This is a genomic window from Corynebacterium meridianum, from assembly GCF_016342265.1.
Taxonomy (GTDB): domain Bacteria; phylum Actinomycetota; class Actinomycetes; order Mycobacteriales; family Mycobacteriaceae; genus Corynebacterium; species Corynebacterium meridianum.
The window spans coordinates 452,789-468,943 of record NZ_JAEIOS010000011.1 but is presented as its reverse complement, the minus strand read 5'-3'; the positions used below and the strand labels follow the sequence as shown (position 1 = coordinate 468,943).

Below are 16,155 nucleotides of genomic sequence, written 5' to 3'. Positions count from 1 at the left end.
CCCTCGCCGATAGTCTGATGGCGCCTGGAACGATCCCCGATGTCGTGGCAGGATCCAGTCGGGGTAACTCATCGCCTCTCAGTGTCGCCGTTGTCTTTGACAGAGAGTGGCTACTCAAGATGCTCGTCGAGCAGGTCTGTTCGCTTGAGCGGCACCGGCCCGTTGGCGGCTTGCTCGTCATCCTCGTGGATGTCGTGGGCCAGCCGGAGGCCCGGCTGGCGGCGGAGATCGCCGCGGCCGGTGGCCATCACATGTTGATGATCGGTCCGCCCGGGTCTGGGAAGTCCATGATCGCGGCACGCCTCCCGGGGATTCTCCCGCCGTTGACGGAGCGGGAGTGCCTGGCGGCGACCGCCGTGCACTCCGTGGCCGGGCGGACGTTCACCGGTGTCGTGTCCAGGGCTCCGTTCATCGCTCCCCACCACAGTGTCACGCGCGCGGCGCTGCTTGGCGGTGGTGGGAGCCCGCTGCCGGGGGCGGTGAGTCTCGCGCATCACGGTGTCCTCTTCCTTGACGAGTTGGGTGAAACTAAGCACACCTCCTGATCACAGGAGGCACCGCGACCATCACCGATCGACCCGCGAACCCGCGTCGAGGACGTGCGGGCCGAACCGTCGTGTATCCGGCGTTTGCCCGTACAGGCCCAGATGAGCCTATGGGGGGACTCGCGACATCTACCTCTACCTGCGCTTGTCGAAGTACTACCGCGACGGGGCCGATGCTATCGAACGACAGCGATTCGATCTGCTACGCAAGCTGAACTCTGAGGGCGGATAGACGGTGCTGGGGGAGTACATCGACAACGATTCAGCCAGCGCCTCGGCGCTGCGTAACCGCAAGGGGTGGCGGCAACTCAACCAAGACATCCAGGCAGGCAAGGGTACCTGCCGTGGCCCTCTGGAAGCCGGACCGCACCAACCGAATCGCTTCGCAGCGCATCGAATGGATCCGACAGTGCCAAAGGGCTGGCGTGTACTTTGTCTCGCACCGTCCAGAGGATGATGCGAGACCCGACATTCTGCCAATCCGGCTACAGAGACAGCTTCGGCGGACCAGACGCCGGTTTCACGGACAACGTCGTCATGGAGCTCCCTGGGATACGGAGCGGCGGGCATGGTGCAGATCCGTCCTTGTGGCCTCAAGCAATACAGATCATGTGACACCTACATGCGCATCACCTCCGTGTGGTCACCGGTGATCTCAGATCTATGGGATACTTGGAGGCGACGGCTGTTGGGGATGATAGTGACCGTGCGTCGCGGAGTTCGCTTCGTGCTCACGGATAGCAAGGATCACTCGACCTGGCTGTATGGTCCCGCTTGTAAGCGTCGTATGACTGTATGTCGATATTGGCTCCCATGTCTCGTGTGCACATACTGTGGAGGGAAATTTATGCCGATCCGTTGGGATGAGATCAACCCGAACAAGGGCGCACAGCTCATTCGCCCCCGCGAGATCTATGCCTCCCTACAAGGACGGAAATGGCTACGGCTTCGTACGGAGCAGAACGAAGTGCTGGAAGCCTGGTACGACCGTCGTTCCGAGCCCGATCTCGTTCTCAAGCAGAACACTGGTGGCGGAAAGACCCTGACTGGTCTGCTGATCGCCCAATCCAGCCTGCATGAGGGGATCGGGCCAGCCGTGTTCCTCGTGCCTGATAGGTTTCTGATTCAGCAAGTCGTGGCTGAAGCAAAGGACGCTATGATCCCAGTCACCATCGACGAGACAGACGAGTCGTTCCGCTCGTCGCGGGCAATCCTCGTCACGACATTCCACAAGCTCATCAACGGACACAGCGTCTTCGGTGTGCGCGGCGAAAAGAAGACCATCCCGCTTGGTGTCGTCGTCATCGACGATGCACACTCCGTCCTCAACTCCACGGGAGGGCTGTTCTCAGCGTCGATCCCGTCTTCACGCCGCCGCGCGTTCGATGATCTCCTCGCCCTGTTCGCCACTGACCTAATAAAACAGAGTCCCAAGGCGTTCGCAGAAATCCGCGAAGGTGGCTTTGGTGCGCCGATCCGCGTCCCGCCGAAGGCCGTTGCGGACCGAGCCTCGGACGTTCTCAAAGTGATCCAGCCCTACGCGAAAGATCCTGAAATCCGCACCCTCTTCTACTCGTGGACATTTGTTGCGGACTCGTTAAAGCTGGCGACGGTCACGTTCACGTCGCGGGACGTAGAAATCAAGACTCCATGTCCAGATGTCTCATGGATTCCGGCATTCCGACAGGCGAAGCGTCGGGTGTATCTGAGCGCGACACTCGAAGAAGAAGGCATCCTCGTCACTGAACTCGACGCTGACGTCGAGGCAGTGCAGAAGCCAATCACCCCAAAGCAGGCATCCGATCTGGGGGATCGAATCATCCTTGCCCCACTATCTATCAATCCTCAGCTCGTGGACTCTGCTATCCACGAGCTGGCCCGTGACATCGCCGACGGCAATCGTGGTGAACAGGCCAATGCTGAGCCAGTCAATGTGGTGGTCCTTGTTCCCAGCGATCACGCGGCGAAGCGATGGGATCACGTGGCCGACGAGACATTGCACGTGAGCGATATGCGCCCCGTCATCGAGCGTATGAAGAACGGTGAGCACGTGGGCATCGTGGTGCTGGTTAACAAGTACGACGGAGTAGACCTACCCGGAGACGCGTGCCGGCTGCTTATCCTCGATGGCATCCCAACTCCCCTCACCCCGCACGAACAGCGAGCTTCTGCGGCGCTGAGCGGGTCGAGGGCCTTTAAGGCACGTGAGGTCCAGAAGATTGAACAAGGTATGGGCCGCGGCATCCGAGATGTAGATGACTACTGTGCCGTACTTATACTCACCAGCGACGCGGCGCTGACACTTCGTGACCAGGAGCTTCGAGGCTTCTACTCGCCAGCGACACGAGCTCAGATCGAGCTCAGTCTACAACTCGCAGATCAGATCCAGGGTGAGGGCATCGGGGCGATCACCAACCTCCTCGATACCTTCCTGCAGCGCAAGATAGAGTGGGTCAGCAGGAGTCTGGAGGCCACCGCCGACGTTACCTATGACGCCACAGGAAACGTCACGAAGATCGCCGCCGGACGACGGAAAGCCTTCAACCTCGCTGTGGCGGGCGACATGGACGGCGCGGTATCGGTTCTACGATCGGCCATCGACACGGTGACCGATCCCCTAGAGAAGGCCTGGTATCTGGAGGAACTGGCCGCTTACCAGCACCACGTTGATCCTGTCGCATCCCAGAAGACGCTGGCTGGTGCGCGCATGAAGAACCCCGTGGTGCTCAAGCCAGCAATCTCACCGCGCGGTAAGCGCGGTAAGAAGGTTGTCGGACCCAAAGGCCAGAGCCGAGCAGCAGCGAAATACCTCGGTGAGCACTACACCGATGCACACGAGTTGGAACTAAATGTGGCCTCACTATTTGAGAAAATAGTCTGGGGCGCCGAACAAGCCGCGGATACCTCCGAAGAGCAGTTCCGATTGCTGGGACTTCATCTCGGCTTCGGATCGAGTCGACCCGAGAAGGAAGATCGAGATGGTGGCCCTGACAACCTATGGGCGCTCTCTGATAAGCAGTACGCAGTTATTGAGTTGAAGACGGGCATTTCGCGCGACAACCCTGTAATCATCAAGAGCGAGGCGGAGCAGCTCACTCACTCGATGACCTGGTTCAGCGAGAGATACTCTGAGGTCTCAACGCCGATATCCGTACTTGTCCACCCATCGGAAGAACTTGATGCTCAAGCTCACGTACCGTTCGGAACGCGAGTCATCACGGAGACCAGCCTGCGCAGTTTCCGGCAAGATGTAGAAGCCTTTGTCAAGTATCTAGTCTCCGCTGGAACATGGTCTGACCCGGAGGTCGTGGCTTCAGCACTTGCTCAACACAGTCTGACCGCGGACCTCGTCTTACAGCAGCATAGCAAGAGCATCCGTCGGTGATGGATCCTTCCTAAGACCCTTTCAGCGTGGGGCCTACATGGATCAGTAGCCAACTTCGGACAGAGGACAGTAGAATTTGCGGCCCGCAAGTACGCGCCGTTGTCAGACCGCCAGGTGAAGGTTCTGGCGCGGGTAGCTGATGGGTGTCCCAAAGGGGGGACGGACTTCACTCACAAGCGCACGACGTATGCGTTGGCGGATCGCGGTCTGACTGGTACCGACACTCTTGATCTGCCGCATTGACCGAGTCTGGAAGCTACTACCTCGAACACCGTAACTATTGTCCTGAGGCAATCGACCGCGAACCTGACTGGCGTCCGCTAGGAGCGGAACGAGGCGGCGGGCGGGATCGCCCTGCTGTCCGAGGCAGGTGGGGGAGGGCACCTTCTCGGTGTCCCCGGCGGATCTGGTCGCCGAGTTGCAGAGCAGTGATGGAGTCCCGACCCTGAGTTGGAGGTGCGTGCCGGGTATCGCTGCGCGATCAGCAAAGCGATCTCCTACGGACTGGCACCTGAGGGGTACGTGTTGCACCACAAGGGACGCGACCGCGGTGATCTGGTCGTCGGTTTGCTATCCCGTGATGAGGCTGTGCCTGCACGCGAGCAGATCCCTCCGATTCCGGATACTGAGACTTTGGACGCGGCGCATGAGGCGGTGCTGGAGCTGCGCGATCAGTGGCCTGAGCTGCTAGATGGTGAGGTATACTCGCGCCAGTGGCGCTGTTGATCCGGCAAGCCATTGCTGAGGAGTGTGACCGGCGAGGCTACTGGTTCAGCCTGGGTAGCGAGGGCAACTCGATTTTCCAGATCAGCGGGGGCGCTCTACCATGTGGCAGGTCTGGTCGGGCAGGTCGGTGATCAGGTTGCGGAAACGGTACTCCTCGGTCTCATGGACGGACCGGAAACGCTGGGCGCTCACCGACAAGCTGCCCCAGCTTTTCGCACATGTAGAACAGGCTGCCAGCGACATTGCTGAGCGCTGCGCCCGGGGCGAACGCGAATGCCAAGAGCGCCACCGAGTCTGAAAAGGCCGCGCTGGTTCAGGCAGAGCAGGACTACGTAGATGACTTCAACCGACACGTCTGGATCGCCAGCTTGCTGATGCCGTGCGTGCCGGGGTGCTAAGTCGCTACACGGCAGAGGATCGACCAGCACGTGGTGAGCCAGCACGACGTTGAGGCGGCAGGTCACGCGCATGAATGGTCGGTGTGGATACGTACCGAGGCCGACAGGATCGACCCGCTCCAGCGACCAGAAGATGGAGCATGAGCAAATCGATCCCCGCGACCTGGACCCGTTCATGCCCGCGGTATGAACGCCTAGCATCCGCCGACTTGAGTGCGCTGAGGCGTTTTCAGTTGTCGGTCTGGTCGGCGCGGAGCATCTGGGAGTGTCCAACTCCCGCTCCAGTCGCGAGGCTTGACCCGCAGCGCGCAACGCCGTGATCACGCTCTGGGCGACATCTCCGACGCGCTTGATCTCCTTGCACAGCTCGACCAGCTCATCGAATCTTATTCTAAGGCCTCGACGCCGCACCAGGACCGCAGCACCTCACGTCGTGGTCTGAGGTAGTCGTTGTCGAACTCGATTCTGTACTCGGGCGAGATATATATGTCCTCGCTCCTGGACGTGGACATATAGTGGCCGTGGATTGCTTCTCACCGTGCCTTCTGTTCACCTTTCCAAACACGCTGCATGGTCAGCTCCGGATTGCTCTCAGTAGCAGTCCGGACGACCAACTCCGTAGTCCCCTATGGGGCGATCATGACCCCGTCGCCGACGAACGAGTCTCGGTGACCGGTCAGCTGTTCGATCTGAATACCGAGTTGGTCTGCCAGCACTTGAGGCTGCGAGATCGAGGTCGCTCCACCGTGGCGGTAGCCGATTGAGGTCACGTCGTCATCGGTCAGGAGTCCAAGTACTTCTTCAACAGCGTCCTCACGGGGATCATCGCGGTCCAGACCCGTGGCATAGAGCCGGTTCCATCGCTCTTCGCGCGCCTGGTACCCCGCCACCTTACTCCAGGGGGAACTTCAACCTGGCTGGTGGTACCCAGTCTTGACGCCCCTCCAACTCATCGTCAACCAACCGAACGAGAACTCACGCGGGCTTCTGCGCCCCAGACGCACTACGCAGACCTCCACCAACGGATCGACCTGACGGGCCCGATATGCCCACGATTCACCTGGTCCCATGATCCAAGGAGCGCCTATCGTTGTTTGTCGCAGGTGCGGTGAGGCTTCTAGGCCATGGGCTTCGTAGAGTTTATTGCTGAAGTTAAGGGCAGTGACATCCGCGGCCACGTTCTGGAATGGTTGGATCTTGGCGAGCATTTGGCGTGCCGCTGATGTTTTCCGAGGTGCTTGTTCCTGCAACGGGAATCGTCTATTGCTTTGACGCAGAGGCCTTGTTGTCTCGCCTGGCATCGACGAGGACGAGTTTGATCTTGATCCCTTTCTCCTTCGCGAGAGTGGCGATCGTGTCTTCGACGCGCTTGATGCGCGCGGGCGCGAAGTCCTCGCCGTAATGTCCAACGCATAGGTACACGCCGTAGCTGATCTGCTCGGTTCTCATGTATTGGGGCAATTGGGTCGCTGCGCCCCTGAAGAATCCGCTGCTGCGGATCACTTTGACTTCGAGGAGGGCGCGATCTTCCCACCCCTTGGAGAATTTGAAGTCGACCGGACCGCGGCCGCGGTTGACCTCCTGGCTGATGTCAACCTGTGCGGCACGGCAGACCTCGGTCCACATCGCGCCGGCGATAGCCTGGATGACCACTTCTTTCTGTGGGCTATCGCCGGCCCACAGTGCGCGCCATAGATCAGTGTTCTCGACTGCGTGCTGGAAGCGTGTCGCAAGGAGCTCGACGAACGCCGGGAACTGCTGCCGCTGGGTGGGAACCTCGGCCGAGGTGACGGGCGAGGCTTTACCCATGGCCTCGCCGGTCTCCCGCCAGAAGACCAGGCCTTTCGGATCCATTTCGACGTCGTAGGGCAGGTGAGGCATCTGTGCTACCAGGCGCAGGTATTCGGCTGCCTTGTCTGGGTACTTGCGGGCGAAGCGCCGTGCCAGGAGGCGGCGGTCTGCTTGGTTGAGGCCCTGTGCGATCTCGTAGCTGAAGTCCTGTCGCAGAAGATGAGCTTCATGGAGCTCGGCCCACTTCCAGAACTCGTCCGGGGTCACTGTCGGGATTTCCTTCAAGAACCGCTCGGGTGCGAGCAGAATTCCACCATCACCGAATGGAGACTTCGGCAGTTCGATCTTGGCGTCGGGAAGCCACCTGGATCGCTGTCGGTCCCAGCCGGGGTGCTTGACAGTCACTGGCTCCACCGTGATGCCTAGCTTCTTTGACACCTTCTGGGTGTATCGGATGAACCGATGCTTGAGAATGTTGCAGAGGATGTCGCTGATTCGATCCAGCCCGATCCCGTTGGAAAAGAGGTTGAAGCCTGCGATAGACGCGAGGTCTTCGATGTGCCCGTACCGGCGTCCGAGGTCGAGGATTTCTGCCATCTCGCGGGCGGCCTTGGGCCCTGTTCCAGAACCGTGCGGGGCGCCCATGCTCAGACCAAGGCAGAACTCATTTGGTTCGGGAAACCTTAGCAGTTCGAGCGCCTTCTGGTACGCGAGTGAGTTCTGGTTTCCTTTGGATTGCTCAATGAGACGTGCTGCGGCGTCGAAGAAGTTCGTGACTTCCTGCTTGGATCCCGCCCAAAGGGGCTTATTGTCGTCGAACACTAGGAACGGGTCGACATACAGCGGCGTATCTTGGTCAAGCAGAAGGTTGAACCACGGTCTCGTTTTGCTGTGGGCCACGCCGAAGGCGTTGCTGAACCTCATCTCGTGCTTCCTTCGGTGTCGATCCTTGCCCCGCTGTTCGGCTGTGGGATGAGAGTGCGTTGTCGCATACTGTTCCCGTCCGGGGCGCAGATGTCCTGCATTGGTTCCCCCATGAGTGCTGCACCAGCGTGATCAGGCTTAGCGGGAAGGAGTCGCATCGGTTCTCCTGGGATTAGAGGTGGGCTCAGCTTGTGGGACTTGCGGAGGTGGTTCATGCGCGGCGCGGTTGCGTAGTGCTGCGGCCTGTCTTCCCTCGGAATCAGACCAATCGAAGTCCGCCTCGCGACTCGCGTGACGCCCCGGCCCGAAGGGGGCCTTCATCAAGCGCACATCAGTTCGGGGCGTATGCAGTATGGCCGAGCCGAACTCCTTGCTGACAATCACACCCGAGGCTCGGAGCGTGGCATTGTCTGGCGCCTCGGCGAGTAACTTGTTGGTGGGACTTCGCAAGGAAAGCACACTCAAGATGAAGGCGTCATCGTGGGCTTCCATTGGTTGATCCGTCACACCCCGGCGGCGGCAACCTGAAAAAGTCGATCAACCCCGCATCGGCGAAGCTAGTGCGGAGTGTCTCCAAGCGAACTTGCCCATGTGGGGCCCATGACGTCATATCATCAGTCAAGCAAGGCCGCCAGTCAGAAGTCAATGCGGCAAGCTGATAAGCAATTCCGTAGAGTGTACGGAAAAATTTAGTAAATCGCCTTTCGGTGATTGGGTGTTTTCGTGCTCGTTGGCACTCTAGCGTCAGTGGGGGATGTTGTACGCCCTACTCCGGAAGACGGGCCCCAGCATGGCCAAGAAGCTTGCTAATGTCGGGAACTCGTGGATAGCTGCCCCACGATACCCAGCTTTGCCATAAGGCTGTGTAGAACATCCTGATCTGAGTCCTGGGCCTGCACCTTGACCGGACCGAAGACGCCGTGCGCAGCCGGGCTGGCGAGCTGGGTGTCCCGCTGAAGCCTACCAACCAGATTTTTTACAACACACGTGGCAAGAAACGCTAGGTAGCGGCACGCCTGACTATTGAACGCGATTCTCCCAGGGTGAAGGGGTCGGCGCGGAGCAGTTGACAACCATCCGGGCCGGACGTTGTCGTCCGATTCGTGGGGGCATCGGAGACTCGTGTCATTCGCAACATCTGTGGCCGCAGTGCAGGTCCACGACCATATTGGTGTGTGGACCCATGCTCTTAGTTGCTGGGTGGGCGGGGAGACGAGGGTAGGAGTTGTCAAGATCGCCGATCAGGCTGTTGTGGCCTGATTCTTCAGCAAGGGTTGCGTGAGCGTAGAACACGGTAGCTTTTCTGTACACGCCGAGGTGTGCTTTTCATCTGATCATGGGGTCAGTGAGATTCCGGCTCGCATCCTGGACTGTCTCCGGACGCCGCTCGACACCGGTGCGGTGCGGATCCTCCGAGCCAGGCAGGACGTGACATTCCCCGCCCGTTTCCAGTTGGTTCTGGCCGCCAACCCGTGCCACTGCACGTCAGACGATCCCCGCCGGTACCGGTGTCGTTCCGGAAGCGGTCGAGGTACCTCAATAATCTCTCCGGTCCACTGCGGGACAGGATCGACCTCCACGTCAGGACCCGGGCCAGGTCTACGGTCATCACGCCGGGGGACGAGGAATCATCGGAAGTGATCGCCGGACGGGTGGCCGCAGCCCGGGAGCGGGCGGCGGGCCGGTGGCGGCGTGCCGGGTTGGAGACGACGCTCACCGCCGATGTCAGGGGAACGGTGCTTCGCCGGGAACATCCCGCCGACGATGTGGCCATGGCGCTGCTCGCGGCGCACACGGCGCGGGGCCGGATCAGCCAGCGGCGCGTCGACCGGACGCTCCGGATCGTCTGGAAGCTGGTCCGCCGGAAGAAGGCTCTCCCTGATCGTGATCGGGTCACCACTCCGTGCGGTAAACATATCCCGCCACATTTAGCGCCGGTGTTCTTCTCATGTCGTTCCCGGCCTCCGGTGGACAACCACCGGTTCCGGTGTGTTGTACACAGCGACCGGCCATGAGGAATGTCCGACGCACGTGTTTCGGGGACGGTGAGGTCACCCGCCGCCGTTGCATAAGACGGGGGAGGAACCACATCGTCGATCCTCCGGGAGTCGCCCGAATGCCCATTCCCACACCTGCTGAACTAGGTCGTGCCGGTGAAGAAGCCGCCGCCCAGCACTACACGTCCAAAGGCGGTCGCATCCTCGCCAGGAACATGTCCTGTTTCCAAGGGGAGATCGACCTGATCGTCGAGGCTGCGGACGGAACCGTTGTCTTCGTCGAGGTGAAGACCCGCTCCACGGCGTGGTTCGGTGGGATTGAGGCGATCTCGCCCCGTAAGTTTGCGAGAGTCAAGCGCGCTGCGGCTGTCTGGCTGGCGGAGTATCCCGCGCATTCGGTGCGTTTCGACGCGGTTCTGGTGGCCCCGCACGCGGGTCACTGGTCGATCGAGTGCTGGGAGGACATCGACCGTGGCGCTCGGTAGGACCCGCACCGCAGCGGTCAGGGGTGTCACGGCCGCCATCATCGATGTGGAGGTGAGTACCGGACGTGGTCTGCCCGGCATCAGTGTCCTCGGCCTCGGGGACACCGCCGTCAGTGAAGCGCGAGACCGGATCCGCACCGCGTGCCATAACTTGGGCTTGCCGTGGCCGCGCACCCGGATCGTGGTCAGTCTTTCACCGGCGTCACTGCCGAAATCCGGGGCGGGGTTCGATCTCGCTATGGCGCTCGCGATCCTGAAAGCCGGCGGATCGGTCCCCGCGGACGGTGACCGGTTGGCCTCGACGCTGGTGCTTGGGGAGATCGGTCTCAACGGGGCGATCCGCCCGGTGACGGGGGTCCTGCCGTGTCTGCTCGCGGCCCGTGCGGCGGGACTGACCGGAGCTGTCATTCCCCGGGGTAACGCCGGTGAAGCGGCACTGATTCCGTCGTTTCCCGTCATGATCGCCGACACCCTCGACGAGGTTCTCCGGTGGGCGACCGGCGCCGGTGAGCTGACCGCAGCAGGTGATGTCGGATCCGGTGTTGTTGAACCTCGGGCGAACACGGACTTCGCGGATGTCGTGGGCCAGCCGGAGGCCCGGCTGGCCGCGGAGATCGCCGCGGCCGGTGGCCATCACATGTTGATGATCGGTCCGCCCGGCTCCGGGAAGTCCATGATCGCGACCCGCCTCCCGGGGATTCTCCCGCCGTTGACGGAGCGGGAGTGCCTGGCGGCGACCGCCGTGCACTCCGTGGCCGGGCGGACGTTCACCGGTGTCGTGTCCAGGGCTCCGTTCATCGCTCCCCACCACAGTGTCACGCGCGCGGCGCTGCTCGGCGGTGGAGGGAGTCCGCTGCCAGGGGCGGTGAGTCTCGCCCACCACGGTGTTCTCTTCCTCGACGAGGTCAGTGAGATTCCCGCCCGCATCCTGGACTGTCTCCGGACTCCGCTCGACACCGGTGCGGTGCGGATCCTCCGGTCCAGGCAGGACGTGACATTCCCCGCCCGCTTCCAGTTGATTCTGGCCGCCAACCCGTGTCGCTGCGCGGTGGACGATCCCCGCCGGTGCCGGTGCCGTTCCGGGGAGCGGTCGCGGTATCTCAACAACCTCTCCGGGCCGCTGCGGGACAGGATCGACCTCCACGTCAGGACCCGGGCCAGGTCAACCGTCATCACACCCGGGGACGAGGAGACATCGGAAGTGATCGCCGAACGGGTGGCCATAGCCCGGGAGCGAGCGGCGGCCCGGTGGCGGCGTGCCGGGGTGGAGACGACGCTCACCGCCGATGTCAGGGGAACGGTACTGCGCCGAGAACATCCCGCCGACGATGTGGCCATGGCGCTGCTCGCGGCGCACACCGCACGGGGCCGGATCAGCCAGCGGCGCGTCGACCGAACCCTCCGGGTCGCCTGGACTCTCGCAGACCTGGAGGGCAGGGACATCCCCGATCTGGATCACGTCGCCCGTGCCCTGGACCATTCCGGCGTAACGGACGGTGGTGAGACCGATGCCTGAGAGAATCACGATCAACGACAGGTGGTCGGCCCGGCGACATGCGTGGGCCTACCTCTCGCGGGTGATCGAGGGACCGTCGGCACCGCTCCAGCAACTGCTCGCCGAGGGGCGGGACGTCGAAGCCATCGCGTACGGGGTGAAGCGGCGGGAGCCGTGGATCGGGCCACTGCTCGGGCAGACCGCTACCCGGTATCGGACGGACAGCGCCGCGGAGGACCTCCTCACGGCCGACAGGAACGGGGCCAGACTCGTCACCCCGGACGACGCCGAATGGCCGTCAGAACCCCTGGACAGGGCCTTCGGTTTCGTCGACGCCGCGAGTGACCACGTCGGGCGGGCCGGTGGCCGGGATGCCGTGGCACCGCACGCGCTGTGGGCTCGGGGAGGGGCACCGGCGGAGCTGGCGCAGCGGGCGGTCGCCGTCGTCGGCACCCGCGCCATCACCCGCTACGGCTGGGAGGTCACCCGCATGCTCGTGGAAGGACTCGCGGCGTCCCGGTGGACGATCGTGTCCGGAGGGGCGCTCGGGGTGGACACCGTGGCACACGAGACCGCACTGGCGAACGGGACCCCCACCATCGTTGTCGCGGCATGCGGTCCGGAACGGACCTACCCGGCCCGCAACGCCGCCCTGTTCGACCGCATCGCCGGTGACGGGGCCCGCAGTGCCGTCATCTCCGAGTATCCGCCCGGTGTCCATCCGGCACGGCACCGGTTCCTCACCAGGAACCGGCTCGTCGCGGCGCTCAGCGGCGGAACCGTCGTGGTGGAGGCGGCCTGGCGTTCCGGCGCGCTCAACACGCTGACCTGGGCGGCGCGACTCGGCTCGGTGGCGATGGCCGTGCCCGGTCCGGTGACGGGGCACGGATCACTCGGTTGTCACGAGCGGATCCGGAACGGGGACGCACAGCTGGTGACGTCGGCTGAACAGATCCGGGAACTGATCGAACCGCTCGGGACCGTCGACGCGCAGGCGCAGTACGAGTTTGCTTTCCCACCCGACAGGATCCAGGCGTTGAGCCGCACGGAACTCAAGGTTTTCGACGCAACCTCCAGTGAGAGCCGTGTCACAGAAGACGTGGCTGCGGAAGCTGGCATCACAGTTTCTCTCGCGGTCCACATACTGGTTGACCTGCAGCAGAAGGGTCTCGTCCAGCGGGACGGAGTATCGTGGCGGCGATCCGGCTAGGTGATCGACGAAAGAAATTTCTGTCAGAGGGTTGCATGATGACGAAGCCAACCCTAAAGTTGCAGAGGCAAGCCTAAGTTACTGCTTCAAGGTTCGGGCTGGTTCCTTGTAGCAACTGCCTCTGAAGCTTCTCACGCACCGGGCGGTGTCCGCACCTCCAAGTCCTGGATGAGGCTGATGAAGGCGCTAGGGTTATGCATATGGGTGAGTCAGATGCGAAGGCGGCACGGTCAGCGATGATCGTGCCGCCTTCCGCATGTCCGGGGTCCGACATAACCCGCCGAGCAGCTAAACACGTACGGGGAGTGCCATGAAGGATCCAACGACACCGACCGGCCCGCTCCCGGAGGCCCTCGAGGACTTCTGTGAGCACCTCTCGCTCGTGGAGAACCGCTCGGACGCCACCGTGCGCGCCTACCGGAGCGACCTCTCGCCTCTGCTCCGGTCGATGTCCGGATGGGGTGACTTCACCCAGGCCACGTTGCGGACGTGGCTCGCCGACGCACACCGCTCCGGTCTCGCCCGCGCGACCCTGGCCCGGCGCACCGCCGCCGCCCGCGCGTTCAGTTCCTGGGCCGCCCGCCAGGGGTATCTAGACACCGATGTCGCAGCCAGGCTGGCGACCCCCAAGACGTCCCGGCACCTGCCGCGGGTCCTGAATGTCGATGAGGCTGTCGGTGTCGTGGAGGCCGCGGACGCCGCGAGTGAACCGGAGCAGCTCCGGGACGTGGCGATGCTCGAGTTCCTCTATGCGACAGGGCTGCGGATATCCGAGCTCTGCGGCCTCGACATCGCCGATGTCGATCTCGCCGCCAGAACCGCCCGGGTCACGGGCAAGGGCAACAAGCAGCGGGTCCTCCCGTTCGGTTCCACCGCCGCGACGGCGATCGGCACCTGGCTGGAGAAGGGGCGCGGGCATCTGGCCACCGGTGGGGAGAAGGCACTGTTCGTCGGCGTGCGGGGTGGGCGGATCAATCCCCGGCAGGTACGCCGTATCGTGCACGCCGCAGCCGCTGCGGCCGGCGCGGAGGGGCTCACGCCCCACGGGATCCGACACAGCACCGCCACCCATCTGCTCGACGGCGGGGCGGACATCCGGGAGGTCCAGGAACTGCTGGGACATTCCTCGCTGCAGACAACGCAGATCTACACCCACGTCTCCACCGCGCGTCTGGGCGAGGCGTTCAGGCAGGCCCATCCACGGGCTTGAGCCTGATCAACGGCCGCGGCAGCAGACCGAGCGGATTGACGTACGCCCCGTCCCGGCGGGCGCCCCAGCTCAGGCCGGGCCAGCCGCGCGGGTCGGTTCCCAGCGTTCCTATGACCTGTCCCTCCGTGACGGGGTCGCCGGCGGTCACCGTACCGATCACCGGTTGATAGGTCGTCCGGGTGCCGTCCGGATGGTCGATGGACACCGTTGCCGTTCCGGCCACGGTGCCGGAGAAAAACACCGTGCCGTCGCCGGCCGCCCGGACCGGCCGGCCGCGGGGGAGCGCCAGATCGACGCCCCGGTGTCCCGGGAGCCAGTCGTGTGCGGGCGGGGCGAACGGACGCAGGACCATCCCGGGATTTTCTCCGCCGGTGGTGGGGGAGACCCAGGCGCCTGCCGTGTGGCCGCCGCCGGGATGAATGGTCGTCAGGAACACCGCCAGAAGACTCAGGGAAGCGACTGCCGCGATGTGACGCGACCGCAGGGTGTTTTTGGTCCGGTTGTTCATGGCCCCGAGCCTGGCCGGTGGTGTGTGATGGGGTGTGCACGCGGTGGAGCGTCTGTGGATGATGAGGCATCTGTTGCCCCTGGTGCCCAGGTGCCGGAAACCGGGGTGTGCCGGATCTCCCTTTTGGTTCAACCGGCAGTTCAGGGCTACAATCACCGGTTAGCAGTGTGCCCGTTCCCGGGTGTGCTGACTACGCGCGGCCGCGTGCCGGGCGCACCTGATCGATCCGATCCCGTTTTCCGGGGTCCACGACCGATCGGGCCAGCTGCCGGAAACCTGAATACAGGCCACTCGAGGTCCCGCTCAACGCCCCTGCTCACGCGGGGGACGGTGTGCGGGTGAGGGGCCGGGTGTCGGTCGCCAGGGTGCGGGACAAAAACCCGCACAATCAAAAACCGAAACTCCGAACACAGAAAGGGAGCATCACCATGGCAGTTGTGACCATGCGCGAGCTTCTCGACGCCGGTGTCCACTTCGGACACCAGACCCGCCGTTGGAACCCGAAAATGAAGCGCTTCATTTTCACCGACCGTAACGGCATCTACATCATCGATCTGCAGCAGACGCTGACCTACATCGATCAGGCCTACGAGTTCGTCAAGGAGACCGTCGCCCACGGCGGCACCATCCTCTTCGTCGGCACCAAGAAGCAGGCCCAGGAAGCTGTGGCCACCGAGGCTGAGCGCGTCGGCATGCCCTTCGTTAACCACCGTTGGCTGGGCGGCATGCTCACCAACTTCCAGACCGTCTCCAAGCGTCTGCACCGCATGAAGGAACTGCAGGCGATGGACGCGGCCGAGGACGGCTACGAGGGCCGCACCAAGAAGGAAATCCTCATGCTGACCCGCGAGCGCACCAAGCTCGAGCGCGTCCTGGGTGGTATCTCCGACATGACCCGCGTGCCCTCCGCACTGTGGATCGTCGACACCAACAAGGAGCACATCGCCGTCAGCGAGGCCCACAAGCTGAACATCCCGGTCGTCGCTGTGCTGGACACGAACTGCGACCCCGATGTCGTCAACTTCCCGATCCCCGGTAACGACGATGCGATCCGCTCCATCTCCGTCCTGAGCCGCATCATCTCCTCCGCCGTCGAGGCAGGCAAGAAGGCCCGCTCCGACCGTGAGCTGGCCGCAGCCAAGGAGAGCGCCGGCGAGAGCAAGGCCGAGGCAACCGAGGAGACCGCCAAGGTCGAGGTCGCAGCCAAGGTCGAGGCCACCGAGGCCGTAGCGGAGTCCGCTCCGAAGGAAGAGACTGCCGCAACCGAGCAGTCCACCGAGGAAACCACCGCCGCGGAGTAGTCACCACCTCCGTCTGATCACACCCCCTCGCCGCGACCCAGCCACCGTGCGGTGACGGAGAACACTCCGCCACCGCACGGCGACCACCCACCAACCGTGGGTGGGGGCCGGGGAGGACACAGGCGCGGGGGTTTCGTGTCGCACACGGTACCTCCGGCCCACCGGAGACCTGCGGAACCG

10 protein-coding genes and 2 pseudogenes are annotated in these 16,155 nt (G+C 63.2%); 9 read left to right on the top strand and 3 right to left on the bottom strand.

Going from position 1 to position 16,155, the window contains the following annotated elements; genetic code table 11:
• Positions 1–182 precede the first annotated feature (182 nt).
• Both JDV75_RS05310 and JDV75_RS05305 read left to right on the top strand, forming a co-directional pair.
• Positions 183–527, top strand: a pseudogene (locus tag JDV75_RS05310) (ATP-binding protein); the annotation flags it as partial.
• Between the two features lie 865 nt (positions 528–1,392).
• Positions 1,393–3,930, top strand: a complete 2,538-nt coding sequence (locus JDV75_RS05305; RefSeq protein ID WP_198738184.1) for a DEAD/DEAH box helicase — start codon at positions 1,393–1,395, stop codon at positions 3,928–3,930.
• Positions 3,931–5,680: 1,750 nt separating this feature from the next.
• Here JDV75_RS05305 and JDV75_RS05300 read toward each other — a convergent pair.
• Positions 5,681–5,944 (bottom strand): hypothetical protein, encoded by a 264-nt coding sequence (locus JDV75_RS05300; RefSeq protein ID WP_198738183.1) that lies wholly within the window; start codon positions 5,942–5,944, stop codon positions 5,681–5,683.
• 370 nt (positions 5,945–6,314) lie between these two features.
• Positions 6,315–7,769, bottom strand: a complete 1,455-nt coding sequence (locus JDV75_RS05295; RefSeq protein ID WP_232958176.1) for a hypothetical protein — start codon at positions 7,767–7,769, stop codon at positions 6,315–6,317.
• A 1,278-nt stretch (positions 7,770–9,047) separates the two neighbouring features.
• On the opposite strand from JDV75_RS05295, the pseudogene JDV75_RS12315 reads away from it, so the two are divergent.
• The 6 genes and pseudogenes from JDV75_RS12315 to JDV75_RS05270 all read left to right on the top strand — a co-directional run.
• A pseudogene (locus JDV75_RS12315) lies at positions 9,048–9,307 on the top strand (ATP-binding protein); the annotation flags it as partial.
• A 99-nt stretch (positions 9,308–9,406) separates the two neighbouring features.
• Positions 9,407–9,784: a magnesium chelatase subunit ChlI family protein gene (locus JDV75_RS05290; RefSeq protein WP_472843702.1), complete on the top strand. Its 378-nt coding sequence runs from the start codon at positions 9,407–9,409 to the stop codon at positions 9,782–9,784.
• A gap of 101 nt (positions 9,785–9,885) precedes the next feature.
• Entirely contained in the window at positions 9,886–10,251 is a 366-nt protein-coding gene (locus tag JDV75_RS05285; protein ID WP_198738181.1) for a YraN family protein, read from the top strand.
• Positions 10,238–11,767: a YifB family Mg chelatase-like AAA ATPase gene (locus JDV75_RS05280; RefSeq protein WP_198738180.1), complete on the top strand. Its 1,530-nt coding sequence runs from the start codon at positions 10,238–10,240 to the stop codon at positions 11,765–11,767. Before JDV75_RS05285 ends, JDV75_RS05280 begins: the two co-directional genes overlap by 14 nt.
• Entirely contained in the window at positions 11,760–12,956 is a 1,197-nt protein-coding gene (gene dprA / locus JDV75_RS05275) for a DNA-processing protein DprA (protein WP_198738179.1), read from the top strand. Before JDV75_RS05280 ends, dprA begins: the two co-directional genes overlap by 8 nt.
• 310 nt (positions 12,957–13,266) lie before the next feature.
• Complete coding sequence (locus tag JDV75_RS05270; protein ID WP_198738178.1) at positions 13,267–14,166, top strand: tyrosine recombinase XerC; 900 nt, start codon at positions 13,267–13,269, stop codon at positions 14,164–14,166.
• On the opposite strand, the gene JDV75_RS05265 is transcribed toward JDV75_RS05270, so the two are convergent.
• Complete coding sequence (locus tag JDV75_RS05265) at positions 14,141–14,674, bottom strand: murein hydrolase activator EnvC family protein (protein WP_198738177.1); 534 nt, start codon at positions 14,672–14,674, stop codon at positions 14,141–14,143. The two genes, JDV75_RS05270 and JDV75_RS05265, sit on opposite strands and share 26 nt — an antisense overlap.
• A 428-nt stretch (positions 14,675–15,102) precedes the next feature.
• Here JDV75_RS05265 and rpsB point away from each other — a divergent pair, with 428 nt between their 5' ends.
• A complete protein-coding gene (rpsB, locus tag JDV75_RS05260; RefSeq protein WP_198738176.1) occupies positions 15,103–15,975 on the top strand; it encodes a 30S ribosomal protein S2 in 873 nt (290 codons plus the stop codon).
• Positions 15,976–16,155: the final 180 nt, after the last annotated feature.

What these genes read in the sequence shown, in the direction of transcription:
- JDV75_RS05270 (WP_198738178.1), top strand. Translation starts at nt 13,267, where the DNA reads ATGAAGGATCCAACGACACCGACCGGCCCGCTCCCGGAGGCCCTCGAG.
- JDV75_RS05295 (WP_232958176.1), bottom strand. Translation starts at nt 7,769, where the DNA reads ATGAGGTTCAGCAACGCCTTCGGCGTGGCCCACAGCAAAACGAGACCG.
- JDV75_RS05265 (WP_198738177.1), bottom strand. Translation starts at nt 14,674, where the DNA reads ATGAACAACCGGACCAAAAACACCCTGCGGTCGCGTCACATCGCGGCA.
- JDV75_RS05305 (WP_198738184.1), top strand. Translation starts at nt 1,393, where the DNA reads ATGCCGATCCGTTGGGATGAGATCAACCCGAACAAGGGCGCACAGCTC.
- dprA (WP_198738179.1), top strand. Translation starts at nt 11,760, where the DNA reads ATGCCTGAGAGAATCACGATCAACGACAGGTGGTCGGCCCGGCGACAT.
- rpsB (WP_198738176.1), top strand. Translation starts at nt 15,103, where the DNA reads ATGGCAGTTGTGACCATGCGCGAGCTTCTCGACGCCGGTGTCCACTTC.
- JDV75_RS05285 (WP_198738181.1), top strand. Translation starts at nt 9,886, where the DNA reads ATGCCCATTCCCACACCTGCTGAACTAGGTCGTGCCGGTGAAGAAGCC.